Source organism: Cupriavidus sp. (assembly GCF_057315035.1).
This window is the reverse complement of the sequence record NZ_DBHKYV010000001.1, coordinates 186072-204312: the sequence shown is the minus strand read 5'-3', so window position 1 is coordinate 204312 and position 18241 is coordinate 186072. Positions and strand designations below refer to the sequence as shown.

The following is an 18241-nucleotide window of genomic DNA, read 5'->3' as shown; positions in this document are numbered from 1 at the left end:
GAGCGGAAATGACAGGGGATCGCAAATAATGTCTTCTTTTCGTGGGAAATTCCTGGCTATCGCGCTGATCGCGACGGTAGCCTTCGGGGCAACGCTGGACGCGGAGGCCAAGCGCCTGGGGGGTTCGCGCAGCGTCGGCAAGCAATCGTCGAGCGTGACGCAACAGCGCCAGGCAACGCCGCCGCAGCAGAATGCGCCGGCCCAGCAGCAACCGGCCCAGCAGGCCGCGCCGGCAACGGCCGGCGCCGCGGGTGCGGCCGCAGCCGCGGCACCCAAGCGTAACTGGGGTGGCATGCTCGGCGGCCTCGCGGCTGGCCTGGGTATCGGCTACCTGCTGTCGCACTTTGGCCTGGGCGGCGCGGCCGCCAGCTTCCTGGCCAACGTGATCATGTTCGCCGTGATCGCGATGATCGCGCTGTGGCTGTTCCGCAAGTTCCGTGGCGGTTCGGCACGCTCGCAGACCCCGGCCTATGCCGGCATGGGTAGCGGCAACGGCAACGCTGGACCGTTCGGTGGTGCCGAGCGTAGTGCCGAGCCGACGCTGCGCCAGGCCGAACCGGTGCAGCCGACTGGCTACAACGGTGCGGCGGCCAATCCGGTCATGGGCGGCGCGGCGGCGGGTGCTACCGCCGCGGCAGTCCAGCAGCCATGGGGTGTGCCGGCCGATTTCGATACCGAATCGTTCCTGCGCAATGCCAAGGTCCACTATGTGCGCCTGCAGGCCGCATGGGATGCCGGTAATCTCGACGATATCCGCGAGTTCACGTCGCCGGAAATGTTCGCCGAAATCAAGATGGACCTGGCCGAGCGCGGCACCGCGGTCAACAAGACCGACGTGGTTACGCTTGACGCCCAGTTGCTCGGCATCGAGTCGACCGCGACGCAGCATATCGCCAGCGTGCGCTTCTCGGGCATGATCCGCGAAAACGCCGGTGAAGCGGCCCAGCCGTTCGGCGAGGTCTGGAACCTGGCCAAGTCGACGTCCGGCGATGGCGGCTGGCTGCTGGCCGGTATCCAGCAGGAATCCTGAGCCGGCTTGCGCCAGCCGCCGCACGGATGGCGTGATGCGGCGGCCGGGCAGCTTAAGTAGCTTATCAAGTAGCTTAGAATGGAGGCCCACGTACGCGTGGGCCTTTTTTATTGGGCGAGACCCGCCCGAATACCGGACGCCATGAACGCTTTGCCGACACCGCTGGCCGCGCCGATCGTCGCCGCACTGAATCACCTGATCGAACAGGAACCATGGGCCTGTACGTTGCTGGCGCCGTTCGCTGGCCGCGTGATCCGCTTTGATGCGGCCGCCTTCGCGCTGTCGCTGCGGGTGGTGGAGCAGGGCGGCATCGAGCTGGCCCCCGAGGCCGGCGAGGCCGCCGTGACGCTGATCGTGCCGCTGCAGCAATGGCCGCTCGTGGTGGCCGACGTGGCCGAAGGCGGGCAGGCTGCCGCGATGCGCCATGTACGCATCGATGGCGATGCCGAACTGGCCAATGCGGTATCCACGCTCGCGCGCAATCTGCGCTGGGATGCGGCCGAAGACCTGTCGCGTGCGCTGCGTGGCGTGATGGGTGCGCCGGTCAGCGACAGCGTGGCGCAGCGCGTGGTAGACGGCGCGCGCCAGATGCACGAAAGCGCAACGCGCGTTGGCCGTGCCCTGCTCGACAACGTGACCGAATACCTGCTGGACGAGCAACCGACGCTGGTGCGCCATGCGGCGCTGGACGGGCTGGGCAGCGATGTCGCGCGCCTGCGCGACGATCTGGCGCGGCTGGAGAAAAGGCTTGAACGTCTGGAGCGGTCGACAGCGCAGGCGCCGGGAGCGGGTTCCCCGGGATCGCTGCCGTCGGCCCACCGCTAGCCCCCGGCTGATGTCTGCCGCCATATTGCACCCGTTGCCGCCCCGCGCGGCTCCGCATCCTGAAGATCCCGCATGACCCGCCTGCTGCGCCTCTGCAAGATTGTCTTTGTCATCCTTTACTACGGGCTCGACGAGCTAGTGCTGTCCGGCTTCAAGAGCCGGCGCATCAAGCTGCTGGTGCGCGTCATCACCATCGGCCGCAAGCTCGACCAGCCGCGTGGCGAGCGCCTGCGCCTGGCGCTGACCACGCTCGGTCCGATCTTTGTGAAGTTCGGCCAGGTCCTGTCCACGCGCCGGGACCTGATGCCGACCGATATCGCCGATGAACTGGCCAAGCTGCAGGATCAGGTGCCGCCGTTCGATTCCGCCGTAGCGGTAAAGATCATCGAAAAATCGCTGGGCCGGCCGCTAACCACGCTGTTCGAGAATTTCGAGCACCAGCCCGTGGCCAGCGCATCGATTGCGCAGGTGCACTTTGCCACGCTGCGCGGCGGCCCGAACCATGGCCGCGAGGTGGCCGTGAAGGTGCTCCGGCCGGGCATGCTGCCCGTGATCGACAGCGATCTGGCGCTGATGCGCGACATGGCCACCTGGCTGGAACGGGTCTGGGTGGACGGCCGCCGGCTGAAACCGCGCGAGGTGGTGGCCGAGTTCGACAAGTATCTGCACGACGAGCTGGACCTGATGATCGAGGCGGCCAACGCCAGCCAGTTGCGCCGCAATTTTGCCGACAGCAACCTGCTGTGCGTGCCTGAAGTGTTCTGGGACTGGTGTACCACCAGTGTGTTCACGATGGAGCGGATGCACGGCATCCCGATCTCGCGTACCGAATCGCTGAAGGCGGCGGGCGTGGACATGCACAAGCTGGCCGAGGAGGGCGTGGAGATCTTCTTCACGCAGGTGTTCCGTGACGGCTTCTTCCACGCCGACATGCACCCCGGCAATATCCTGGTGTCGGTGCAGCCCGAGACCTTCGGCCGGTATATCGCCCTCGACTTCGGCATCGTCGGCGCGCTGTCGGAGTTCGACAAGAACTACCTGGCGCAGAACTTCATTGCGTTTTTCCGCCGCGACTATCACCGGGTGGCGCTGCTGCACGTGGAATCTGGCTGGGTGCCGGCGGAGACGCGTGTCGAGGAGCTGGAATCGGCCGTGCGGGCCTGCTGCGAGCCGTATTTCGACAAGCCGCTGCGTGAGATCTCGCTGGGCATGGTGCTGATGCGCCTGTTCCAGACCTCGCGCCGCTTCAATGTCGAGATCCAGCCGCAACTGGTGTTGCTGCAGAAAACTCTGCTCAATATCGAAGGGCTGGGCCGCCAGCTCGACCCGGACCTCGATCTCTGGAAGACGGCCAAGCCGTTCCTGGAACGCTGGATGTATGAGCAGGTGGGCTGGCAGGGCGCCTGGGAACGCGTCAAGGTGGAGGCGCCGCAATGGGCCAAGATGCTGCCCGACTTCCCGCGCCTGGCCCACCAGTTCCTGGAGCGCCGCGCGCTGCAGAACAACGGCGAGCAGGAGCGCCTGCTGGCGCAACTGGTGAGTGAACAGCGCCGCACCAACCGCCGGCTGTCCACGGCCTTGCTGCTGATGGGCGGCTTCCTGGCGGGGATCGTGATCGTCCAGGCCCTGGCCTGGGTGGGGTACTGGTAGGCGGTACGACTCCGCCTCCTCGCCGCCATACAACACTTCATGTGAACCAGAATGGGGATTTGACCTGGCGCCGGGATTTTTTTGTTCCCGCAGGGGTCTGCATCGCTATAATCCGCGTTTTGATTCGGCTACGACCGCACCTGCCCGCCCGGGCGCCCGCGGCCCCGACCGATGAATTGGACTCCCGCTGGAGTCAGCCTGTGAAGCTCCAGGCCTCCAGCCGGCTTTCGGTTTTTCGCCACCAGGGCATTTCTGGCTATTTGGGATAGGGCAGCGGCATGCTGATCTGGTTCGTCATCGTCTATTGGATTATCTCGGTCGGCATCGGCCTGTGGGCGGCCTTGCGCGTCAAGGGCACCGCCGACTTCGCCGTCGCGGGCCGCAGCCTGCCGTTCTACATCGTCACCGCCACGGTATTCGCCACATGGTTCGGGTCCGAGACCGTGCTGGGTATCCCGGCCGTATTCCTCAAGGAAGGGCTGTCGGGCGTGGTGTCCGATCCCTTTGGTTCCTCGCTGTGCCTGATCCTCGTGGGCCTGTTCTTCGCCCGGCCGCTGTACCGGATGAACCTGCTCACCATCGGTGACTACTATCACAACCGCTACGGCCGCGTGGCCGAAGTGCTGACCACGCTGTGCATCGTGGTGTCGTACCTGGGCTGGGTGGCGGCACAGATCAAGGCGCTGGGCCTGGTGTTCTATACGGTATCGGACGGCGCGCTGTCGCAGGACGCGGGCATGATGATCGGCGCGGCCAGCGTGCTGGTCTATACGCTGTTCGGCGGCATGTGGTCGGTGGCCGTGACCGACTTCATCCAGATGATCATCATCGTGATCGGCATGCTCTATATCGGCTACGAAGTCAGTGGCCAGGCCGGTGGCGTGACGGCGGTGGTGTCTCACGCGGCGGCCGCCGGCAAGTTCGAATTCCTGCCCTCGCTCGACTTTGTGCAGATCATCGGCTTCGCGGCCGCGCTGTTTACGATGATGCTCGGGTCGATCCCGCAACAGGACGTGTTCCAGCGCGTGACGTCGTCGAAGACCGAAAAAATTGCCGGCCGTGCCTCGGTGCTGGGCGGCGTGCTGTATTTCTTCTTTGCGTTCATCCCGATGTTCCTGGCCTACTCGGCCACGCTGATCGACCCGGGGATGGTCGAGAAGTACATCAATACCGATTCGCAACTGATCCTGCCGAAGCTGATCCTGACCCACGCGCCGATGTTCGCGCAGGTGATGTTCTTCGGTGCCTTGCTGTCGGCCATCAAGAGCTGTGCCTCTGCCACGCTGCTGGCACCGTCGGTGACCTTTGCCGAAAACATCCTGCGTCCGTACTTCCGCCATCTCAGCGACAAGCAGTTCCTGCGCGTGATGCAGGCGGTGGTGCTGGTGTTCACCGCGCTGATCACGCTGTTCGCGCTCAATTCGCACCTGTCGATCTTCCATATGGTCGAGAACGCCTACAAGGTGACGCTGGTGTCGTCGTTCGTACCGCTGGCGTTTGGCCTGTTCTGGAAGCCGGCCACGCGGCAGGGCGGCCTGCTGGCGATCATGCTCGGCCTGGCGTCGTGGCTGACCTGCGAAGTGGCCTTCGCCGATGCCACGGTGCCGCCGCAGATGGTGGGACTGCTGTTCTCGATCAGCGGCATGGTGTTTGGCTCGCTGCTGCCGCAATGGATCAGCGACCATCCGCGGGTTCGTGAAGTGCATATTGCGTAACATTCACCATTTCTGGCGCATTCGTGACGATTGCGCCTCGGAATGAGCCCATTTCCTGCCAGTAGATACCTCGCCGACGGTTTATAATCCGAGGCTTTGCATCGCCGCACGTGCATTTTTTTCACGTGCATCGCACTTGTCGATTGCGGCGGCGCAGCCATCTACCCGCTTTACGTTTCAGATTTTCACTAGAGAACCATGCCGATCTATGCCTACCGTTGCGACGCCTGCGGCCACGGGCGCGATGTGCTGCAGAAGATGAGCGATGCTCAGCTGACGGACTGCCCATCGTGCGGCACCGCCGGGACCTTCAAGAAGCAGCTGACCGCGGCCGGCTTCCAGCTCAAGGGCTCGGGCTGGTATGTGACGGACTTCCGCGGCGGCAACGGCGGCGGCGCCAGTGCGCCCGCCACCGCGGCTGGCGCGACCGGTGCTGCCGGCGCGACTGAAACCGCAGCGGCCCCGGCCGCCGCCGAGTCGTCATCGTCGTCGGCCACGGCCACGGCATCCGCCGCGCCGGCCACCGGCGGCGCCGGCTCGAGCGCCAGCCACTAAGCGCGGGCAAGTCGTGGCCACCAAGAAGACTTCCGCCGTCAAGACCTGGTTCCTGACCGGGTTGCTCGTGCTCGTGCCGCTGGGCATCACGCTGTGGGTGCTCAACCTGATCATCGGCACGATGGACCAGAGCATGGCGCTGCTGCCCGTGGCGTGGCAGCCCGAGAACCTGTTCGGGCGCCGCATTCCGGGCCTCGGTGCGATCCTGACCCTGCTGTTCATCCTCGTGGTGGGCGTGCTGGCCCACAACTTCATCGGCCAGCGCCTGGTGCGCTGGTGGGAAGCACTGCTGGGGCATATTCCGGTGGTCGGCCCGATCTACACCAGCGTGAAGCAGGTGTCCGACACGCTGTTGTCGTCATCGGGCAACGCGTTCCGCAAGGCGCTGCTGGTGCAGTATCCGCGCGAAGGGTCGTGGACCATTGCGTTTCTGACTGGCAGACCGGGCGGAGACGTGCAGAATCACCTGCAAGGCGAATACGTCAGCGTGTATGTGCCGACCACGCCGAACCCGACCTCGGGTTTCTTCCTGATGATGCCCAAGGCCGACACCATCGAGCTCGACATGACCGTCGATGCGGCGCTGAAGTACATCGTGTCGATGGGCGTCGTGGCGCCGACCGACTTGCCGCGCAAGCAGAACGATGACGATCACGCTGCCGACGCCGCGCTCGCCGTCGTTGCCGCCGACGCCGCTGCTGAAGTCGCCGACACCCATACCAATTGATTTGCGCGCGGCTGCGCCTTGCCGCCGTGCTTTACAGGGAATTCCTCCTATGTCCTCCATGCGTACTCACTACTGCGGTCTGGTGACCGAACAACTGATCGGCCAGGAAGTGGCCCTGACCGGCTGGGTGCAACGTCGCCGCGATCATGGTGGCGTGATCTTTGTCGACCTGCGCGATCGCGAGGGTCTGGTGCAGGTAGTGTGCGATCCGGACCGTCCGGAGATGTTCAAGGCCGCGGAAGAAATCCGCAACGAGTTCTGCATCCGCGTGGTTGGCAAGGTGCGCCCGCGTCCGGCCGGCACCGAGAACAGCAACCTGACCTCGGGCAAGATCGAAGTGCTGTGCCACGAGCTGAGCGTGCTGAACCCGTCGGTCACGCCGCCGTTCCAGCTTGACGACGACAACCTGTCGGAAACCACGCGCCTCACGCACCGCGTGCTGGACCTGCGCCGTCCGCAGATGCAATACAACCTGCGCCTGCGCTACAAGGTGGCGATGGAAGTGCGCAAGTACCTGGACGCACAAGGCTTCATCGACATCGAGACCCCGATGCTGGGCAAGAGCACGCCCGAAGGCGCGCGTGACTACCTGGTGCCGTCGCGTGTGAACCCGGGCCATTTCTTCGCGCTGCCGCAGTCGCCGCAGATCTTCAAGCAGATGCTGATGGTCTCGGGCTTCGACCGCTACTACCAGATCACCAAGTGCTTCCGCGACGAGGACCTGCGCGCCGACCGCCAGCCTGAATTCACGCAGATCGACTGCGAGACGTCGTTCCTGACCGAGCAGGAGATTCGTGACCTGTTCGAGGACATGATGCGCACCGTGTTCAAGAACGCCATCGATGTGGACCTCGATGCATTCCCGGTGATGGAATTCCGCGAAGCCATGGCCCGCTTCGGTTCGGACAAGCCGGACCTGCGCGTCAAGCTGGAATTCACCGAGCTGACCGACGTGATGAAAGACGTCGACTTCAAGGTGTTCTCGGGCCCGGCCAACAGCGAAAACGGCCGTGTGGTGGGCCTGCGCGTGCCGGGTGGCCATGCCATCTCGCGCGGCGAGATCGATGCCTACACGCAATTCGTGGGCATCTACGGTGCCAAGGGCCTGGCCTGGATCAAGGTCAATGAAGTGGCCAAGGGCCGCGATGGCCTGCAGTCGCCGATCGTGAAGAACCTGCACGACGCCGCGATTGCCGAGATCCTGAAGCGCACCGGCGCCCAGGATGGCGACATCATCTTCTTTGGCGCGGACAAGGCCAAGGTCGTCAACGACTCCATCGGCGCGCTGCGCCTGAAGGTCGGTCACTCGGAATTCGGCAAGAGCACGGGCCTGTTCGAGGACACCTGGAAGCCGCTGTGGGTGATCGACTTCCCGATGTTCGAGTACGACGAGGAAGACGCACGCTGGGTGGCCATGCACCACCCGTTCACGAGCCCGAAGGACGAGCACATGCAATACCTGGAGACCGATCCGGGCAAGTGCATCGCCAAGGCCTACGACATGGTGCTGAACGGCTGGGAAATGGGCGGCGGCTCGGTGCGGATCTATCGCGAGGACGTGCAGAGCAAGGTGTTCCGCGCCCTGAAGATCAACGACGAGGAAGCGCGTGCCAAGTTCGGCTACCTGCTCGACGCACTGCAATATGGCGCGCCGCCGCATGGTGGCCTGGCCTTCGGCCTGGATCGTATCGTGACGATGATGGCTGGCGCCGACTCGATCCGCGACGTGATTGCGTTCCCGAAGACGCAACGTGCGCAGGACCTGCTGACCCAGGCCCCGAGCACGGTGGACGAGAAGCAGCTGCGCGAGCTTCATATCCGCCTGCGCGCACAGGAGCCGAAGACCACGGTCTGATCCTTAATCGGATTGCAAGAAAACCGCGCTTCGGCGCGGTTTTTTTGTTCCAGGCGAAAGGATGCGTTTCCATTTGTTACCAGCTGGAACGAAGCACAGGCCGAGAATGTCTTTTTGCCTGATGCGCGCGAAGCTGGCCCACCCGAAAGGCCGGCCGTGACGTGGGAGGAAAGACCGATGCAACTTGATACAGAACTGATCCGTGCCTTTTTGCAGGCGCATGCGGAAACCATCCTGACCTGGCTGGTGGCCGGGTTGCTGATGATGTTGGTGGCGCGCTTCGAGCTGCGCCGCGCGGTACGCAAGTCGGCACAGGCGATGTCGGAATCGGTGGCCACGACCGTGGCCGCCTGCGTCCCCGATATTGCCCATGCCGTGCAGGGCGCCCAGCCGCCGGCGGCGGACCTGGCCTATGGGGCAGAGCCCGTGGCGGCCCAGCGGGCCGAAGCGCTGCGCAAGCTGGCACTCGATACCGTGGCCACGGTCATGGCCCGCGGCCGCTGGCTGGAAGATGTGGGTAACCTGCGCCTGCCGGACGACGCGCTGCTGTCGGGCCGCCGCGCGGGCGGTGCCGATCCGCTGCTGGTGGTAGCGCCGCAGCCGGTGGTACAGGCGTACCTGACCGCCCAACGTACGTTCGACGACGAGGCAGCACGACTGCAGACCCATCGCCGCGAAGCACTGCGCCTGCAGGATGTGCTGCGCGACCTGAGCGCCGAGGCCGCGCATGTGGAGCAGGAAACCGCCAGCATCGTGATGCGCTTCGAGCAGGTCAATGCCCAGGCCGCCCAGGGCGTGGAGGCCGGTGACTACCAGCGCTTCCTGATCCAGAAGTACAACCAGCTGGGCACGCGCGAGAAGGAAATCGGCCAGGAGCGCGCCGAACTGGCCGCCCAGGTCCGCGAGAGCACCGATGCGCTGGCCGAGCATGCCCATGTAGCATCGCAACGCTATACGCAGGCGCTGGCACCGCTGATGCAGCAACTGCGCGCCGCCTGGGGCCATGGTGATTCGCCGGAAGTCTTCGATACCTGGCTGCGCGGCGCGCCCGGCACAGTCCAGCCGGATACCCCGCCAGCCGGCGGTGGCGATCACTTCCTGTCCCCGCGCCAGCCAGACGAACGTACCCTGGCCTGACGCCAGCCTGATATCGCACCCGACATTCCACATCGCGGTAAATGGATGCGGGAGACGCCCAAGCATGCGCCGCTGCGTTATGCTTGGGTTTGTCCTTTCCACCGCCCCATGCACTTCAAGATTCCCGAATCGGTGCTGGTCGTCATCCATACGCCAGACCTGCAAGTCCTGTTGATCGAGCGTGCCGACCGGCCAGGCTACTGGCAATCGGTCACGGGTAGCCTTGATGCCGAAGACGAGCCCTTGCTGGCCACCGCGGCGCGCGAAGTGGCCGAGGAAACGGGCATTGTCGCGAGCCGCTACCAGCTGACCGACTGGCAGCACACGATCGACTACGAAATCTATCCCCAGTGGCGACACCGCTATGCCCCGGGCATCACGCGCAATACCGAACACTGGTTCGGTTTGTGCGTGCCGGAGCCATTGCCCGTGACGCTGGCGCCGCGTGAACACCTGCAGTTCGAATGGCTGCCCTGGCAGGCGGCCGCCGAACGCTGCTTCTCGACCAGCAATGCCGAAGCGGTGCGCCAACTGGTCTGGCGCAGCGCCGCACTGCCAGCGATGGATGCAGGGGGCGCGCGATGAAACTACGCGTCGTAACCTACAACATCCACAAGGGCGTGACCGGGTTCTCGGGCAAGCCGCGCATCCAGAGCGTGCGCACCGGCCTGCAGGCCATGGATGCCGATATCGTGTTCCTGCAGGAAGTGCAGGACCGCAACGACCGGCTGGTTGCCGCCGAACTGTTCGACCCCGATCACACCCAGCTCAATTACCTGGCGACCGATGCCTATCCCCATTCGGTCTATGGCCGCAATGCGGTCTATGACCATGGGCACCACGGCAATGCGATCCTGTCGCGCCATCCGATCCTGATGTCGGAGAACCTCGATATTTCCGATCATCGTTTCGAGCAACGCGGATTGCTGCATGCGGTGGCCGATATCCATGGCGTGGAAGCCCACCTGATCTGCGTGCATTTCGGGCTGTTCGCACGCAGCCGCGTGCGCCAGGCCAGCGCGCTGGTGGAGCGCGTGCGTGCCGTGGTTCCCGCTCACGCACCGCTGGTGATCGCCGGCGATTTCAACGACTGGAACCACAAGCTCGATACCAAGATCTGTAATACGCTCAACGCGGTGGAGTCTGCCCATGCGAAGAACGGGCGTATCCACACCTTCCCAAGCCATATGCCGTGGTGGCAGCTTGACCGCATCTACGTGCGGGGTTTCGATTTCGAGCGCACGCAGGCGCTGACGGGTCGCGAATGGGCCCAGCGCTCAGACCATGTGCCATTGATGGCCGAACTGGCGCATCGCGTAGCGATTCCGGAAGCGTAAGCGGGTGCGGTCAGTGTGACGCGAGGTAGTCGCGGATCCAGCCGTAGATGGCATCGATATCGGACAGATCGAGCAGCGGCAGCGCAGTCTGCCCGGTAACCTCGTCGATCGCATCGGTGGCCACTGCCACCACACCCGGCACCTCGGGCCACAACGGCGTCTTGCCGTTGGCCGGGCGATAGATCTCCAGCTTGGGGAAATCGCTCCACTTGTAGCCTTCCACCATCACCAGGTCGGTGTCGCGCGGCAGCACCGCCAGCGCCTCGCCAATTTCCGGCGATGGCTTGTCTTCGGGGTAGTGGCGCATCAGCGTCAGGTGCCGCGCCCCCACCAGCACCACGTTTTCGCAACCGCCCTGGCGCATGCGCCATGAATCCTTGCCCGGCGTATCCGGGTCGAAACCGTGGTGCGTGTGCTTGATACCGGCTACGCGCAGGCCATCGGCCACGAAGCGCGGAATCAACTGGTCCAGCAGCGTGGTCTTGCCGCTGCCCGACGATCCGGCGATGCCAAAAACCTTCACAATGCTTTCCCTGTTGGGCGTCAGAATGACACCGACGATAGCAGAGTTCGCCCGGACCATGTGCAGGAGCCGCCCGTTGGCCGATAATCGAGTCATGTCACGGACCTACGACCGCGCCGAAACCGATTCGACCACCGCGCCCGACGCACCGCCGCCGGCGGCCCACCCGCCTGATCCCGTGCGCGGGATCGGTGTCACCAGCGCCATCGCCAAAGCGCGGATGATGCGCTGGGTGCGGCGCCGTGGCAGCCCCGTGCCGGGAAATCTCGTCGACCTGCTCAGCAATGGGCAGGAATTCTTTCCGGCGCTGATCGAGGCCATCGAGGGCGCGCAGGAACATGTGGTCGTGGAGACCTACATCTATGCCGATGACGACGTAGGTGCGCGTGTCGGCGAGGCACTGATCGACGCGGCGCGGCGTGGTGTCGACGTGCGCCTGGTGGTCGACGGGTTTGGCGCGGGCGACATGCCCGCCGCACTGATCGAGCGCCTGCGCACCGGTGGCGTCAACCTGGAAATCTACCGGCCCATGCGCGGCTTCAAGCTTGCGCGGCGCCATCTGCGCCGACTGCATCGCAAGCTGGCCGTGGTCGATGGCAAAGTGGCCTTCGTGGGCGGCATCAATATCATCGACGACCACAACCACGGCCCGCTCGATCTTCCCGAACTGGGCCCGCGCTTTGACTTCGCGGTACGGGTGCGGGGGCCGCTGGTGGCGCAGATTGCGCTGGCATCGGCACGGCTCTGGTTCCGCATTGCACAACGCCGCGGCCTGCGTGAAACCGCCACGGCATTCGCCGAAGTGGAAACGCTGACGCGGGGCGCGCGCCTGGCGCGCAACGATGTCCGGGCCGATGGCGTGCCTGCCGCCTTGCTGATGCGCGACAACCTGCGCAACCGGCGCACGATCGAACGCGAATATCTCTACGCACTGGGCGCCGCGCGCCACGACGTGATCCTGGCCAACGCCTATTTCCTGCCCGGCCACAAGATGCGGCGAGCGCTGCTGGCCTGCCGCGAACGCGGCGTGCGCGTGCGGCTGTTGTTGCAGGGCATGGTCGAATACCGACTGCAGCATTACGCCACGCACGCGCTGTATGCACGGCTGCTGGAGGCTGGCGTGGAAATCTTCGAGTACGAGGAAAGCTTCCTGCATGCGAAGGTGGCCGTGGTGGACGATACCTGGGCCACCGTGGGGTCGAGCAATATGGACCCGTTCAGCCTGCTGCTGGCGCGCGAGGCGAATGTGGCGGTCTACGATGCCGGCTTTGCCAATACCTTGCGTGCGCGGCTGGAGCGCGCCATGGCGCAGCGCAGCGCGCGCGTGATGCCCGAAGTGCATGCGCGGGTGCCCCGGCTGCGCCGGTTTGCCAATTGGGCCGCCTACTACGTGTTGCGTCTTGGCGTCGTGATTGCCGGCGTGACCGGCCGCTATTGAGGCCAATCAAGGTAACATGCTGTCCTGCCGCAACCCGCAATGCCGGTTTGCGTGCATCCGGCGGTTTCACGCGGCTTTTAAGCCGATGCTGCAATGCGCCGCGAATCTGCCTGTCGCGCCGCGCGTTTAGAAACACCGGTCTAATTAAATACTTGATGCCAATCGGCCCCGCCAGAATAATCTGAACGACCGTTCTTTTTTGGCTTAGACTTCGTGCATTCGGCGGCTTCGGCTGTCGTGATGCCTGTCGAACGCAGCGTCAGGCCAGGAACTGCCTCCATGTCGGGGGCTGCAAGGAACGGAGAGAAAACCATGCGACACCAGTCAGTTCGTCTTGAATCCGCCGCCGCGCCCACGCCCTTGCGCAAGGGCGAGATGACGCGCGTGGCGATTCTCGATGCCGCACTGGAGCTGTCGTCCCGCGACGGACTCGAAGGGCTGACCATCGGCCTGCTCGCGGAACGCATGCAGATGAGCAAGAGCGGTGTGTTCGCGCATTTTGGGTCGCGCGAGGACCTGCAGGTGGAAGTGGTGCGCGAGTATCACCGTCGGTTCGAGCAGGAGGTGTTCTATCCCTCGCTGCAGGAGCCGCGCGGTTTGCCTCGCCTGTGGTCGATGGTGCGGCGCTGGATGGAAAAGCGCATCCAGGAAGTGACCACGGGTTGCATCTACATCAGCGGGGCGGTCGAGTACGACGATCGCGCGGAAAGCCCGGTACGTGACGAGCTGGTCAAGAGCGTCACGATCTGGCGGGCCGCGCTGATGCGTGCGATCGACCAGGCCAAGGAAGAGGGGCATCTGCGCGCGGATTGCGATCCGCGCCTGATGCTGTTCGAAATGTACAGCCTTGAACTAGGCTTGCATCATGACGCCCGTTTCCTGCGCCTGCCGGACAGTGCCGAACTTGCCATGGTCGCGCTCAACAAACTGATTCAGTCTTACCGAACCTGAGCCGCCTCCCGGCAACGGTCGCATGCGCTCCCTCGCGGGGGGCTGTGCGGCACGCGCGTGTGGCGGCATTGAAAACCTCCAAGGAGACTTTGATGGGCCAGTACACCGCACCGTTGCGCGACATGCAGTTCGTGCTCCACGAACTGCTCGGCGCTGAAGCCGAACTCAAGGCGATGCCGCAGCACGCGGACATCGACGCGGACACCATCAACCAGGTCATCGAAGAAGCCGGCAAGTTCTGCGCCGACGTGGTGTTCCCGCTGAACCAGCCGGGCGACCGCGAAGGCTGCACCTATGTCGGAGACGGCGTGGTGCGCGCCCCGCAGGGCTTCAAGGAGGCCTACCAGCAGTATGTGGAAGCCGGCTGGCCGGCGCTGGCCTGCGACCCCGAGTTCGGTGGCCAGGGCCTGCCGATCATCATCAACAATGCGCTGTACGAGATGCTGAACTCGGCCGGCCAGGCATGGACCATGTACCCGGGCCTGTCGCATGGCGCGTATGAAGCGCTGCACGCGCATGGCACGCCGGAACTGAAGCAGGCCTACCTGCCCAAGCTGGTGTCGGGCGTGTGGACCGGCACGATGTGCCTGACCGAGCCGCAATGCGGCACCGACCTCGGCATCCTGCGCACCAAGGCCGACCCGCAGGCCGATGGCTCCTATGCCATCACCGGCACCAAGATCTTCATCTCGGCCGGCGAACACGACCTGGCCGAGAACATCATTCACCTGGTGCTGGCCCGCCTGCCCGATGCACCGGGCGGCACCAAGGGCATCTCGCTGTTCGTGGTGCCGAAGTTCATCCCCGATGCCAGCGGCAACCCGGGCGAGCGCAACGGCATCAAGTGCGGCTCGATCGAACACAAGATGGGCATCCACGGCAACGCCACCTGCGTGATGAACCTCGATGGCGCGCGCGGCTGGCTCGTGGGCGAGCCTAACAAGGGCCTCAACGCGATGTTCGTGATGATGAATGCCGCCCGCCTGGGCGTTGGCGCGCAGGGCCTGGGCCTGACCGAGGTGGCATACCAGAACTCGCTGGCGTATGCGAAGGACCGCCTGCAGATGCGCGCGCTGACTGGTCCCAAGGCACCGGACAAGGCAGCCGACCCGATCATCGTGCACCCGGACGTGCGCCGCATGCTGCTGACGCAGAAGGCCTATGCCGAAGGTGGCCGCGCGTTCAGCTACTGGACCGCGCTGCAGATCGACCGCGAGCTGTCGCATCCCGACGAGAGCGTGCGCAAGGAAGCCGGCGACCTCGTGGCCTTGCTGACGCCGGTGATCAAGGCATTCCTGACCGACAACGCGTTCACCTCGACTAACGAGGGCATGCAGGTGTTCGGCGGCCATGGCTACATCTCCGAATGGGGCATGGAGCAATACGTACGCGATGCGCGTATCAACATGATCTACGAAGGCACCAACACGATCCAGGCGCTGGACCTGCTGGGCCGCAAGATCCTGGGCGACATGGGCGCCAAGCTCAAGGCGTTCGGCAAGATCGTGCAGGCGTTCGTCGAGGCGGAAGGCACCAACGAAGCGATGCAGGAATTCGTCAACCCGCTGGCCGATATTGGCGACAAGGTGCAGAAGCTGACGATGGAAATCGGCATGAAGGCGATGGGCAACCCCGACGAAGTCGGCGCCGCCGCGGTGCCGTACCTGCGTGTGGTGGGTCATCTGGTGTTCTCGTACTTCTGGGCCCGCATGGCCAAGATCGCGCTGGAAAAGCAGGGCAGCGGCGACAAGTTCTACGTCACCAAGCTGGCCACGGCGCGCTTCTATTTCGCCAAGCTGCTGCCGGAAACCGCCGCGGAAATCCGCAAGGCACGCGCAGGTTCGGCCACGCTGATGGCACTGGACGCTGACTTGTTCTGATGGTTTTCTCCCCTCTCCCGCATGCGGGAGAGGGGCAGGGGGAGAGGGCAAGGCGGTTCAAATCGCCACAAGCGGCAAGCAGAACTTCTGGCCCTCTCCCCCAACCCCTCTCCCGCGCGCGGGAGAGGGGAGCAAACCAAGAGCATATTCACCCTCTTCTTCAAACGCTCACTCTCCAAGGAGCGCGTATGTCCAATTTCATCGTCAAGAAAGTCGGCGTGCTCGGTGCCGGCGTCATGGGCGCGCAGATTGCCGCCCACCTGGTCAATGCACGCGTGCCGGTGGTGCTGTTCGACCTGCCGGCCAAGGAAGGCCCGAAGAACGGTATCGCCCTGCGTGCGATCGAGAATCTCAAGAAGCTGTCCCCAGCACCGCTCGGCATCAAGGATGAAGCGGGCCTGATTCGTGCGGCCAACTACGACGACGATATCGAGCTGCTCAAGGAATGCGACGTGGTGATCGAGGCGATCGCCGAGCGCATGGACTGGAAGCACGACCTCTACAAGAAGGTGGCCCCGCACCTGGCCCCGCACGCGATCTTCGCGACCAACACGTCGGGTCTGTCGATCACCTCGCTGTCCGATGGTTTTGACGCCGAGCTGAAGGCGCGTTTCTGTGGCGTGCATTTCTTCAATCCGCCGCGCTACATGCACCTGGTGGAACTGATCCCGACCGCGACCACCAAGCCGGAAATCCTGGACCGCCTGGAATCGTTCCTGACCACCACGCTGGGCAAGGGCGTGGTGCGCGCCAAGGACACGCCGAACTTCATCGCCAACCGGGTGGGCATCTTCTCGATCCTGGCCGTGTTCGCCGAGGCAGAGAAATTTGGCATTCCGTTCGATATCGTCGACGACCTGACCGGCACCAAGCTCGGACGCGCCAAGTCGGCCACGTTCCGCACCGCCGACGTGGTGGGCCTGGACACCATGGCGCACGTGATCAAGACCATGCAGGATGGGCTTGCCGGTGATCCGTTCGCACCGGTCTACAAGACGCCGGCCGTGCTGAAGGGGCTGGTCGATGCCGGCGCGCTGGGCCAGAAGACCGGCGCGGGCTTCTACAAGAAAGAAGGCAAGGCCATCAAGGTGCTGGACGCCAAGACCGGTCAGTATGTGGAATCGGGCAAGAAGGCCGACGAGATCGTCGTGCGCATGCTCAAGAAGGAACCGGCCGAACGCATCAAGTTGCTGCGCGAATCGACCAATCCGCAGGCGCAGTTCCTGTGGGGCGTGTTCCGCGACGTGTTCCATTACATCGCCGTCTACCTCGAGCAGATCGCCGGTTCGGCGGCCGATATCGACCTGGCCATCCGCTGGGGCTTCGGCTGGAACTCGGGTCCGTTCGAGGACTGGCAGGCCGCCGGCTGGAAGCAGGTGGCCGAGTGGGTCAAGGAAGATATCGATGCAGGCAAGGCGCTGTCGAACGCACCGCTGCCGGCATGGGTACTGAATGGTGCCGTGGCCGACAACGGTGGCGTGCACGGCGCGCAGGGTTCGTGGTCGCCGGCCACCAATGCCTTCGTCAAGCGCGCCGCGTTGCCGGTGTATGAGCGCCAGGTGTTCCGCGCCGCGCTCAAGGGTACCGACGCCACCGATCCGCGCAGCGCGGGCAAGACCATCGAAGAGAATGACGGCGCGCGCATCTGGACCAGCGACGGTGCCGACGATGTGCTGGTCATCTCGTTCAAGAGCAAGATGAACACGATCGGCCCCGACGTGCTCGACACGATCGTGCGCGCGGTGGATCTGGCCGAAGCCGGCTACAAGGGGCTGGTGGTGTGGCAGCCGACGTCGCTGCAACTCGGTGCGCCCGGTGGCCCGTTCTCGGCCGGCGCCAACCTGGAAGCCGCGATGCCGGCCTTCATGATGGGCGGTGCCAAGGGCATCGAGCCATTCGTGAAGAAATTCCAGGACACCATGATGCGCGTGAAGTACGCCGCGGTGCCCGTGGTGCCGGCCGTGTCGGGTATCGCGCTGGGTGGCGGCTGCGAACTGATGCTGCATTCGGCCAAGCGTGTGGTGGCGCTGGAAAGCTACGTGGGTCTGGTCGAGGTTGGCGTGGGACTGGTGCCGGCGGGCGGCGGACTCAAGGAAGCCGCGATTGCAGCGGCCAAGGCCGCGCAGGCCGCGGGCAGCACCAACTACCTGAACTTCGTCACCAACCGCTTCCAGGCGGCGGCAATGGCCAAGGTATCCACTTCGGCGCTCGATGCGCAGAAGATCGGCTACGTGCAACCGACCGACACGATCGTCTACAACGTTCACGAACTGCTCTACGTGGCGCAAAGCGAAGTGCGTGCGCTGGCCAATGCCGGCTACCGTGCGCCGCTGCCGGGCCAGTTGATCCCCGTGGCAGGCCGTTCGGGCATCGCCACGATCAAGGCCTCGCTGGTCAATATGCGCGATGGCAACTTCATCTCGGCGCATGACTTCCTGATTGCCGCGCGCATTGCCGAAGTCGTTTGCGGCGGCGACGTGGAAGCCGGCTCGCTGGTCAGTGAAGACTGGCTGCTGGCGCTCGAACGCAAGGCATTCATCGACCTGCTGGGCAATGGCAAGACGCAGGAACGCATCATGGGCATGCTGCAGACGGGCAAGCCGGTGCGTAACTAATCA

15 protein-coding genes are annotated in these 18241 nt (G+C 64.5%); 14 read left to right on the top strand and 1 reads right to left on the bottom strand.

Translation table 11 applies throughout. The features are described from left to right. The first annotated feature begins 28 nt into the window (after positions 1–28). The 10 genes from ACO550_RS00950 to ACO550_RS00905 all read left to right on the top strand — a co-directional run bounded on the left by ACO550_RS00950 (position 29) and on the right by ACO550_RS00905 (position 10831). Positions 29–1030: a TIM44-like domain-containing protein gene (locus ACO550_RS00950; RefSeq protein WP_315594302.1), complete on the top strand. Its 1002-nt coding sequence runs from the start codon at positions 29–31 to the stop codon at positions 1028–1030. Positions 1031–1171: 141 nt separating this feature from the next. Next, positions 1172–1855: a ubiquinone biosynthesis accessory factor UbiJ gene (locus tag ACO550_RS00945; protein WP_315594303.1), complete on the top strand. Its 684-nt coding sequence runs from the start codon at positions 1172–1174 to the stop codon at positions 1853–1855. A gap of 72 nt (positions 1856–1927) precedes the next feature. Continuing rightward, the gene (gene ubiB, locus ACO550_RS00940) at positions 1928–3505 is read left to right on the top strand and encodes a ubiquinone biosynthesis regulatory protein kinase UbiB (RefSeq protein WP_315594304.1); all 1578 of its coding nucleotides are present in this window, start codon (positions 1928–1930) and stop codon (positions 3503–3505) included. Between the two features lie 278 nt (positions 3506–3783). Then, complete coding sequence (locus tag ACO550_RS00935) at positions 3784–5220, top strand: sodium:solute symporter family transporter (RefSeq protein ID WP_315594305.1); 1437 nt, start codon at positions 3784–3786, stop codon at positions 5218–5220. A gap of 198 nt (positions 5221–5418) precedes the next feature. Then, positions 5419–5775, top strand: a complete 357-nt coding sequence (locus ACO550_RS00930; RefSeq protein ID WP_315594306.1) for an FmdB family zinc ribbon protein — start codon at positions 5419–5421, stop codon at positions 5773–5775. Between the two features lie 13 nt (positions 5776–5788). Beyond that, the gene (locus tag ACO550_RS00925) at positions 5789–6502 is read left to right on the top strand and encodes a DUF502 domain-containing protein (protein WP_315594307.1); all 714 of its coding nucleotides are present in this window, start codon (positions 5789–5791) and stop codon (positions 6500–6502) included. A 49-nt stretch (positions 6503–6551) separates the two neighbouring features. After that, positions 6552–8357 (top strand): aspartate--tRNA ligase, encoded by a 1806-nt coding sequence (gene aspS, locus ACO550_RS00920; RefSeq protein ID WP_315594308.1) that lies wholly within the window; start codon positions 6552–6554, stop codon positions 8355–8357. Positions 8358–8534: 177 nt separating this feature from the next. Beyond that, on the top strand, positions 8535–9494 hold the full coding sequence (locus ACO550_RS00915) for a hypothetical protein (protein WP_315594309.1): 960 nt from the start codon (positions 8535–8537) through the stop codon (positions 9492–9494). Positions 9495–9602: 108 nt separating this feature from the next. Next, positions 9603–10079 carry a dihydroneopterin triphosphate diphosphatase gene (nudB, locus tag ACO550_RS00910; RefSeq protein WP_315594310.1) on the top strand — a complete coding sequence of 159 codons (477 nt, stop codon included), beginning with the start codon at positions 9603–9605 and terminating at the stop codon, positions 10077–10079. After that, the gene (locus ACO550_RS00905) at positions 10076–10831 is read left to right on the top strand and encodes an endonuclease/exonuclease/phosphatase family protein (protein WP_315594311.1); all 756 of its coding nucleotides are present in this window, start codon (positions 10076–10078) and stop codon (positions 10829–10831) included. The genes nudB and ACO550_RS00905 overlap by 4 nt, the downstream gene beginning before the upstream one ends. Before the next feature lie 10 nt (positions 10832–10841). Here ACO550_RS00905 and mobB read toward each other — a convergent pair whose 3' ends face one another. After that, positions 10842–11354, bottom strand: a complete 513-nt coding sequence (gene mobB / locus ACO550_RS00900; RefSeq protein ID WP_315594312.1) for a molybdopterin-guanine dinucleotide biosynthesis protein B — start codon at positions 11352–11354, stop codon at positions 10842–10844. A gap of 94 nt (positions 11355–11448) precedes the next feature. Between mobB and clsB the strand changes: the two genes are divergently transcribed. From clsB to ACO550_RS00880, 4 genes are all read left to right on the top strand, one after another. Next, on the top strand, positions 11449–12792 hold the full coding sequence (gene clsB, locus ACO550_RS00895) for a cardiolipin synthase ClsB (protein ID WP_485993953.1): 1344 nt from the start codon (positions 11449–11451) through the stop codon (positions 12790–12792). A gap of 360 nt (positions 12793–13152) precedes the next feature. Beyond that, positions 13153–13743 (top strand): TetR/AcrR family transcriptional regulator, encoded by a 591-nt coding sequence (locus ACO550_RS00890; RefSeq protein WP_008645958.1) that lies wholly within the window; start codon positions 13153–13155, stop codon positions 13741–13743. A gap of 92 nt (positions 13744–13835) precedes the next feature. After that, complete coding sequence (locus ACO550_RS00885) at positions 13836–15623, top strand: acyl-CoA dehydrogenase C-terminal domain-containing protein (RefSeq protein WP_315594314.1); 1788 nt, start codon at positions 13836–13838, stop codon at positions 15621–15623. Between the two features lie 188 nt (positions 15624–15811). Continuing rightward, on the top strand, positions 15812–18238 hold the full coding sequence (locus ACO550_RS00880) for a 3-hydroxyacyl-CoA dehydrogenase NAD-binding domain-containing protein (protein WP_315594315.1): 2427 nt from the start codon (positions 15812–15814) through the stop codon (positions 18236–18238). The last annotated feature ends 3 nt before the right edge of the window (positions 18239–18241 follow it).

Bases quoted from the DNA above. Each gene is read 5' to 3' on its own strand.
- ACO550_RS00950 (WP_315594302.1), top strand. From the start codon at position 29: ATGTCTTCTTTTCGTGGGAAATTCCTGGCTATCGCGCTGATCGCGACG.
- ACO550_RS00945 (WP_315594303.1), top strand. From the start codon at position 1,172: ATGAACGCTTTGCCGACACCGCTGGCCGCGCCGATCGTCGCCGCACTG.
- ubiB (WP_315594304.1), top strand. From the start codon at position 1,928: ATGACCCGCCTGCTGCGCCTCTGCAAGATTGTCTTTGTCATCCTTTAC.
- ACO550_RS00935 (WP_315594305.1), top strand. From the start codon at position 3,784: ATGCTGATCTGGTTCGTCATCGTCTATTGGATTATCTCGGTCGGCATC.
- ACO550_RS00930 (WP_315594306.1), top strand. From the start codon at position 5,419: ATGCCGATCTATGCCTACCGTTGCGACGCCTGCGGCCACGGGCGCGAT.
- aspS (WP_315594308.1), top strand. From the start codon at position 6,552: ATGTCCTCCATGCGTACTCACTACTGCGGTCTGGTGACCGAACAACTG.
- ACO550_RS00915 (WP_315594309.1), top strand. From the start codon at position 8,535: ATGCAACTTGATACAGAACTGATCCGTGCCTTTTTGCAGGCGCATGCG.
- nudB (WP_315594310.1), top strand. From the start codon at position 9,603: ATGCACTTCAAGATTCCCGAATCGGTGCTGGTCGTCATCCATACGCCA.
- ACO550_RS00905 (WP_315594311.1), top strand. From the start codon at position 10,076: ATGAAACTACGCGTCGTAACCTACAACATCCACAAGGGCGTGACCGGG.
- clsB (WP_485993953.1), top strand. From the start codon at position 11,449: ATGTCACGGACCTACGACCGCGCCGAAACCGATTCGACCACCGCGCCC.
- ACO550_RS00885 (WP_315594314.1), top strand. From the start codon at position 13,836: ATGGGCCAGTACACCGCACCGTTGCGCGACATGCAGTTCGTGCTCCAC.
- ACO550_RS00880 (WP_315594315.1), top strand. From the start codon at position 15,812: ATGTCCAATTTCATCGTCAAGAAAGTCGGCGTGCTCGGTGCCGGCGTC.